Origin of the sequence: Pseudacidovorax sp. 1753, from assembly GCF_040544975.1 — a bacterium.
Taxonomy (GTDB): Bacteria; Pseudomonadota; Gammaproteobacteria; order Burkholderiales; family Burkholderiaceae_C; genus Xenophilus.
Genome location: NZ_JBEPKY010000018.1, coordinates 148,164 through 156,078, shown reverse-complemented (window position 1 = coordinate 156,078; position 7,915 = coordinate 148,164). Strand labels below are relative to the sequence as shown.

The window sequence follows — 7,915 nt, the reverse complement described above, 5'->3', positions numbered from 1 at the left end:
CAGCCACCAAGGAGAGTGTCCCGATTGGCAGTGAAATCTGGTTGCTCGGGAAGGCCGAGAGGGATGTGAAACTGGCCGGAGACGCCTGACGGCCAGAACCGGTCACTCAGCCCGGCCGGCAAAATCTGCTAAAGTAGGCGCTCGTTCCCGAAAGAAAAAATGACTTTGCTCCATCGTCTATTGATCTCTGTTGCTGCGCTGCTGATTTGCACCTCAGCCGTCAGCCAAGAAGCGCGGATTGCTAAGGCTGAAGCGATAGTTGATGCGTTTCAGGCAATGGATGCGCGGCAGATCGTCAAGTTCGTGGCCGAAGACCTTGTGCGCCAAAACGGCGACTATCAGTTCCGCGCGCAATACGAAGAATTTCTTTCGGACGTCGCCAAGTCTCCAGAATACAGAGCGGCCAAGGCTTCGGCGTATGCCCGAGTCTTCACCGAAGACGAGTTGGATGGAATATTGGCCCTTGCCAAAAACCCAGTGTTCCAGATGTACCAAGAGAGGAATGCGGAGCTACAGAAAGAATCGCGCTTAGCATTGGCGAGCGTTCTCCGGCCCCGGGCGGTGGAATTCGCAAGGAGGATCGAGGTGCTCAAGGCTGCGGGCACCAAGCGCTAAGGTTTGATGTAAGTTGAGCCGTTTGCCTCCGGCTGAAAACGGCCAGGAGCGGTCGATGGGGAACTACGGTGAATGGCCGCTTAGGATTGAACCGAGTCGGTTGAAATCGACCCATCGGGCACCGATCCCCAGGCAATCCCGCAGGGTGATGCGACGCCCCGTCTTCGGAACCAAACGCTGCTCAGCCGCTGTTGTGGTCTGAGGGCAAGTATGCGGTCGCCGACAGCGCATCAAACGAATTCAACTCTACATTTCCCACGTTGACCGCAGAAGCTTGGCCCGTGATGCCCGCGTGCCACCGGATGTTGAGAAGGCGCTTGCGCCACGTGACGGGGATATTTGGGACGTAGACTGTACACATGAGCTCGCGTGCGTTTCTTCTTTCTGACTTTGAGACATCAGATGTCAAGCGTACTGGCGGGATGTCAGAGATCGTGCGCGCTAAATTGACATCGACAGGCGAGAACTGCGCTCTCAAGTTCTCCAGCCGCGCTGAAGGCGACCCCCAAGCGGCCGCCAGCTTTGCTCGAGAAGGGGCCGCTCTTAGCGATCTGTCACATCGTCATATTGTGCGGCTGCTGGGAATCGGTTCCGATGGCGCGAGAAGATTTCTTGTACTGGAGTGGCTTGAAGAGACCTTGGCCGACTACATCCGTTCCGTGGGACCTATGGAGTGGTCTGTGTTCTACGAGAATTTCGGAAGGCCAATTCTCGACGCGCTCAAACATGCACACGCAAGAACCTATATCCACCGCGACTTGAAACCACTCAACATCATGTTGAGCCGCACGCGTGAGCCCAAGCTGACCGACTTCGGTATTGCACGTTCGACTGAAGATATTCGACTGGGTGTGACGTTTGCGTCAGCGGGATCGCCACCCTGGACCCCGCCAGAACTTGACGATGGCCTTTTCAGCGAGCGACGCGACATTTACTCCTGGGCGGCGATCTGCGTGGCATGCCTGACGGGTCGAGTGGACTTTAGAAGCGTCGCCGAGCTGCGCGCGGCGGCAAAGAGCTTAGGGCAGGCGGCTCCCCAGAAACTATTAGAACGATGCATATCCGATTCGCCGCAAGAACGCCCGGAGACCGTGGGTTTCTTGATGTGGAGTCTCGACGACTTTCACCGCGGGCGCCTGCTTGAAGCTGATCGCGTCCGAGACGTTGGCATCGAGATTTCAGCACAGGCTCATAGGAAGTTGGAGGATCTGCTACCTGCGGCGGCAGACGCCGATGCGCGAGTTCAAAGATTGCTGCAGGATTTCGAGGAGCCGTGCGACGTCTCCCGCCTAAACGAAGGTGACTTGGAGTTCGCCGGTCGTACCCTGGTGATTCGTTCGGCTCGGGGGTCGGCGGATTCGCCATGGCTGATTGCCAAAGATATCCGCGCTGCGTCGCTGGTTGCTGCGGTTACCGCGACCGCCCGTTTGTCCATTCGGCTGGTGGAACGTGGTCCTGGGGCGGATGTTACCCCCGACCTCCGGGCAAACATCAGTTTTCTGGAGTCATTTTTGCTTGCTGCGGAGGAGCGAGAGCAGGAGGATCAACGTCGTAGGGATGAAGAACGCTACTTGAACATGCTTCAGGACATGGTGTCATCTCGCATGCGCGCGTTGCGAGATATGCCTGCGCTTGGGTATGAGGATGGAAAGTGGGACGGGGGCGAATTCGTTGTCAAGATCATTGGAGTGCATTCGCTAAAACCCGGCGAGAAGCGTGTAATTCGTACCACTAACGCAATATTGGTGCTCCAAGTGAGCGGGATTCAGCATGATCGAGCTCGCTTGCGGCCGATCGGTCCGCGGCGCCAGATTCCTGCGGAAGGGTTGCTGCGAATCGACACCGTTGCACAGCGGCGTGCACTGGAGCGCCAAGAGGATGCCATCAAAGTTTTAAGATCAGACATGGCGGTTATACCGTCCCTCCGTCGCTTGATGCTGCGTCCAGCTACAGCAGACATTCCGGAGTCGGGCGGACGGCCAGGTCCTGACGGACTGAGCGAAGACAAGGTTGCGGTATTGGACAGCGCGCTGGGAATGCGTCAACTCATGGTGGTGGAAGGTCCACCTGGAACAGGCAAGACAACGCTGATCACAGCAATCGTCAAGCAGTTCTTGCGTGAGCATCCCGGAAGCCGAGTCCTGATTGCAGCTCAAACCCATATAGCAATCGATCATGTTGTGGGCAAACTTCTGAAGGACGAGTCCTTCGTAGATCATGTGGTACGGGTGGCAAGAGCCGATGAAGATAAGGTCGCCGACGAAGTCCGTCCCGCGTTACTAGATCGATGTCTTGCGCGTTGGTGCCGGAACGCGGCCGAACGCTCGCGGGCATTCCTTCAACAGCGCGGCCTTTCGGTCGGCCTTAATTCATCTGAGGTAGAACTTTCTGTTCGGCTCGAGATGCTGCTTGCTGCGTGCGAGCGCCGGAATAAAGTAGTTTCCTCCATGAGTGTCGCCGCGCAACGCCGTGATGAAGCCGAGACGCTAGCTGTTGCAGCTGCGGAAGCTGACGTGGGAGGGTTGGAGACCGCAACTATCGAGACTGTTACGCTGGCCGAGTTGGACCATGAGCGTGAACTGCTGGGCGAGCGCATTCAACGATTGCGAGACGAACTTCGGACTTTAGGCGACGATGGGCGCCTTTTAGCGGAAGTGCCCGAGGATGAACTGTCGGCCTGGTTGGAAATGCTTGAGCAGCGGAGCGAGGCCTGGCCGGCTTTTCGCAAGGAGCTAGAACTTCAGGTCGCCTGGTTAGACGTCCTTGGCCAGCTAAAGCAGCTTGAAGAAGTCGTCCTTCGTGGAGCTTCTGTTGTTGCTGGCACTTGCGTAGGGTTAGGGAGCAGCGAGGCGTTTGCCAAGACGCGATTCGACCTTTGCATCATCGACGAGGCGTCAAAGGCAACGCCTACTGAGGCTCTAATTCCCATGGTCCGTAGCGAGCGCTGCCTGATCGTCGGCGACCCGCGGCAGCTGCCGCCCTACGACGGCGACACTGTTGAAGTGGAGGGGTACAGCGCTGAGGAATCAAGGGAAACGCTACTCGACTACTTGATCCCTCGTCTGCCTCCAGAGTGCATTGGGCGACTAACTCACCAACATCGCATGTGTGCTGGCATCGGGGGCCTGATCAGCACCTGCTTTTATGAGGGAGCGCTTAGAAATGAACGCCCTGACGCGGATCGACCGGGTTGGCTGCGTAAGAAATTCCCTAAGCCAGTGGTCTGGATTGACACACCGAACTCCCCTCAACAAAGACGGGTTCACACATACACGAATCCTGGCGAGCAAGACGCCGTACTGAACTTGCTAAGAATGATCCAGCACGGAGCGAGTCGTGCGCAGCAGAACGTCTCCGTGGCAGTGATTGCCGGCTATGCAGCTCAGGCGAACGCGCTCGACGCACGTATCCAACGCGACTCTTTCGGCTCGCTGTCGATCGAAGTCGCCACGGTCGACTCGTTCCAGGGTAAGGAGGCGGATATCAGCATCTTTTCGGTAACGCTAAGCAACTCTTTCGACTTTCTGGGCTTTCTCCGAAGCATGAAGCGACTGAACGTCGCGCTCTCGCGGCCCAAAGATCTTCTGGCTATTGTGGGGGACCAGACGTTCTGCTACCAAGTCACCGGAGAAAACCCGTTTGTCGATGTCATCGACTATATAGAGGCTAACCCATCCTCATGCGAGACCCGTCGTGATAGCAAGTGACGCCGTAAGGCTGGCAGCGGCTCACTTGGCGGAGGGCGACGAGGTGCCGTCAGCCGTCGTTCCGGCAGCCATTCCGTACTTCCTGATTCGCCTAACTGCTGTCTGCATTGAACGCCGCGAACTTGGTGTTGTGCGAGAGTTTGCGCTTCGTGCGTTGGCTACAGGACTTGAGACCAGTTCAGATTTGTCTGGATTTTTAGGGATCGACCAGCAAGAAATGGACTTGGAGCTAGATGCGATGCAGTCTGAGATGTTTATTGGAAAGCTGGCGTCTGGAGGATACCGTCTACTGGAGAAGGGAAAACTAGCGATCAGCCGCAGCGGCCTGCCTCGTGTTGTCGAGCGGGAAGCGGCCTGCTATGTGAATGGGATTACGCGACGAATCGAGCAGTCCGTGGGTGAGCTGAGCGCCAAAAGAAGGCTGCCAGGTAGCGCACTTATCCTGCCCTCAGTTCCTTCAAGGCCGCCCAATGTTAATGAACTCGACTTAGCAGGGGTGCGGTCATCAATGCTTCTGGCACGCACCGCGCTCCCCCGACTTTTGGAGGTGTCAAGGCTTGGACGCGTTATTCGGGCTTCAAACCTCTTCGCGCATGGGCATCTTATGGTCCGCAAAGGCGCGCATGCGGTCCCCCTTGTTTGCATCGACGGTGCGGCGGACTCGGATCTCGCGCGAGGGCTCGGTGCCCACCCTGCACTTGAGGCGCTAAAGACATGCATGGAGAGACATGAGAAGCAGGTCCGTCACTCTCTCGGGCAAATTTCTCCGAAAGTTCGCGGGGCGAAGCATGCGCATCAGGAATCAGTCCGCCGTGCGATCGCGACATGCGTGGCCTATGTCCATGCGGAGGCGGAAGCGGAAGCGGAAGCGGTCGCAAATTTTAAGGCCGCTTTCCTTTCTGTAGTCAAAGAAATGGTCCAGGCCACGCATTGGGCGACTAGCCTAGAGTTTGAAGTTCTACTCGTTGCGCTGCTTTTGATGGCTAAGGATCGCCTTCTAATCGTGGCGCCTAGCATTGTGGAACTTCTTGGATTGAGCCGGGGAGCGCTGATGCAGGACGCCGTACGGCGAGGCGTCAAGATTGAACTTTACCTTCCTTCGTCGCAGTTACAGTTGCTGGATCGCCGTCAGGACCTTCGAAGCAGTCTCGTTGGCGTGCAGGTTGAGGAGCTGAAGTCGATTGGAGATTGGTTCGGATTCTGCTGCGACCAGATGTACACGGTCATAGGAACGTCGCGTCCTGAGTCAACCTCCATGGGCAGATTTGACTATGCCTTTGGGGCTTTCATCGTTGACGAGTCGGAGAAATTACTGCGCGATACAGCCATCAAATTCGGAGCGGCTGTTGTGATCAAACCAAAGCGCAGGCGCTTAAGCTGAATGATCGTCAATGCCGCAGAATCAACTTTTTATTTGCACTTCTGGGCTCTTTCGGGGGAATTAATGCTCTGGCGTGCACAGCGGTCGTTCCGATCTATAAGTTCAATGGCCGCAACGGGCCCATTGCGGTCATATGAGTTCCGTTGAATTCCTACGACCACCGATGGACTCCGCACCTTTAGATTACGTCCACCCGCAGCTCAGGTGGTCTGGCCTGTTTTGCCCGACGATGCGAGATTTGGCTCACAACTGGCTCAGCCGCCGCTCAACCTTCAATTTCCGCTTGGGCGAAAAGCGCAATATCCGCGCATCGCGCTACCCAGAGTTGGTCGCGCACGGTCGACAGGTAGTCGAAAAAGCGCCGCAGGTGCTTGAGCCGGAACGCGTGCATCAGGTAGGGGTGCAACGACACATTGAAGACCAGCGGCTGGCGCCGTGACTGCCGCAGCATCTCGTCCACCTGGTCGATGAGCATGTCGGCCCATTCCTCGGGCGTCCATTTCGCGCCGTGCAGGGCGGTGATGTCGTTGGTCGGCCGGGCATAGGGCAGCGCCACAAGCGGGCCGTGCGCGGTCCGCAGCATCACGGGCTGGTCGTCCATCATCCAGTCCATGACGTAGGCGTAGCCGTTGCGCGCCAGCAGGTCCGGCGTGCGCGGGGTTTCGTTGACCCACGGTCCCATCCATCCCTTCGGCGCCTTGCCTTCTTCGGCACGGAGCCGGGCGGTGACGTTCTCGATCATGCGCGCTTCGGCCTCCGCATCCATTTCGGCCTGGCGCTCCGCGTTCGTGTGGCCGTGACCCACGATCTCGTCGCCGCGCCGCCGCAACGCATGGGCGATCTGTGGGCAGCTGTCGTAGATCGCGGTGTTGAGCAAGGCACTGGCGGGCAGGTCGAACTCGTCGAGCAGTTCCAGCAGCCGCCAGATGCCCACGCGGTTGCCCCAGTCGCGCCAGGTGTGGTTCACCACATCGGGTTCGGGCTGGCGCGGGTTCAGCTCGGGGCCCATGCCCTCGCCGAAGGGGAAGGCCTCGATGTTCAAGGCGACGTAGAACGCGAGCCGCGTGCCGTTGGGCCATTCGTAGGTCGGCCGTTCGACGATGGGCGAATAGTCGTAGCGCCCGTGCGTGGGCAGGGCACGCAGGGGCGAAGCAGGGTCGGTCATGGCTGGCCTTTGACGATCAGGGCGACCACGCCGCCGCCCGGTGGGGCCTGCTGGATGGGGTCGCCGGAGACGAAGAAGCGCGTGCTGCCGAACAGGCTGCCCAGCAGGCCCGACTGCGCCGCGCGCATGTGGCTGTCCGGCGAGTACGCGGAGGTGAAGATGCCGGTGCGGGCGCCGCGCACCTGGCCGTCCGGGGTCGGCCCGGCCTTGCTGAAGACGGCCAGAAGGCGCTCGGGCTCGGTCAGTTCGCCGGCCTCGTCGAAGCGCAGGCCCAGCGACATCGCCAGGCGACGGATGGCGGCGGCGTCGAGCATGTCGCGTGGGTGGCAGACGCCCAGGCGCAACGCACCGCCCTGGCCGTCGGCGCCGTCTTTATGGCCCAGCACGACGATCTCGACCGCTTCCTGCTCCGGGCCGGCAAAGGTCATCGCCTTGGCGCTGCGCAAGGTCGGATCGTTCCCGATCGCCTCGGGCGCGATGCGGGCGCGGTCGATTTCGCCGAGCGCCACCGCCGCACCGAGCGCGGCGATGGCTCGGCCCCGGTGCTGGTCGCTGCGATGCGGCGAGCCGGCGCAGCGGCTGGCGAGCAGCGTCGGACATTTCAGGATGGCCAGGCCGACCTGGTCCGCAGTGAGGCCTGCATCGGCACAGGCGGCGGTCACGCAGGCGGCGACCGCATCGATGGCTTCGGGCTCGCCGACGACAGCCGGTGGCAGCGCGGCCGAACGCGCGATGCCCAGGCGCAGCCCCGGGCCGTCATGCGCTTGCGTGGAGCGGCGCTCGATCAGCGCATAGCCACCCGGGGTCGCCACGCCTTCGCAGCCATTGGCCAGCACGGCGACGGCGCGTCCGGCCACAGTCCAGGGCGTCAGCAGCGGATCCAACGCGGTGCGCGACAGTTGCCGAGCGAAGTCGTTGGTGGCCGTGTGGCCCTCGGTCTTGACCAGCACCGCCAGCCGCGCCACCGAATCGGCATCGCCGATCAAGGCCTGCAGCCCGGCGTAGTCGGCCGGGTGGGCCATGTCGAACCAGTGGACTTCGGTCATC

The 7,915-nt window shown here is 59.9% G+C and carries 5 protein-coding genes; 3 read left to right on the top strand and 2 right to left on the bottom strand.

Annotation, left to right across the window (positions count from 1 at the left end):
- Positions 1–159: 159 nt before the first annotated feature.
- The 3 genes from ABIC63_RS21965 to ABIC63_RS21955 all read left to right on the top strand — a co-directional run bounded on the left by ABIC63_RS21965 (position 160) and on the right by ABIC63_RS21955 (position 5,703).
- Positions 160–615 carry a DUF2059 domain-containing protein gene (locus tag ABIC63_RS21965; protein WP_354321365.1) on the top strand — a complete coding sequence of 152 codons (456 nt, stop codon included), beginning with the start codon at positions 160–162 and terminating at the stop codon, positions 613–615.
- A gap of 359 nt (positions 616–974) precedes the next feature.
- Positions 975–4,322, top strand: a complete 3,348-nt coding sequence (locus ABIC63_RS21960; RefSeq protein WP_354321364.1) for an AAA domain-containing protein — start codon at positions 975–977, stop codon at positions 4,320–4,322.
- Positions 4,323–4,347: 25 nt separating this feature from the next.
- Positions 4,348–5,703: a hypothetical protein gene (locus tag ABIC63_RS21955; protein WP_354321363.1), complete on the top strand. Its 1,356-nt coding sequence runs from the start codon at positions 4,348–4,350 to the stop codon at positions 5,701–5,703.
- Between the two features lie 265 nt (positions 5,704–5,968).
- Here ABIC63_RS21955 and ABIC63_RS21950 read toward each other — a convergent pair whose 3' ends face one another.
- Positions 5,969–6,868, bottom strand: coding sequence for a polysaccharide deacetylase family protein (locus ABIC63_RS21950; protein WP_354321362.1), 900 nt, complete (start codon positions 6,866–6,868; stop codon positions 5,969–5,971).
- Positions 6,865–7,914, bottom strand: a complete 1,050-nt coding sequence (locus ABIC63_RS21945; protein ID WP_354321361.1) for a ring-opening amidohydrolase — start codon at positions 7,912–7,914, stop codon at positions 6,865–6,867. Before ABIC63_RS21945 ends, ABIC63_RS21950 begins: the two co-directional genes overlap by 4 nt.
- Between the last annotated feature and the right edge of the window lies 1 nt (position 7,915).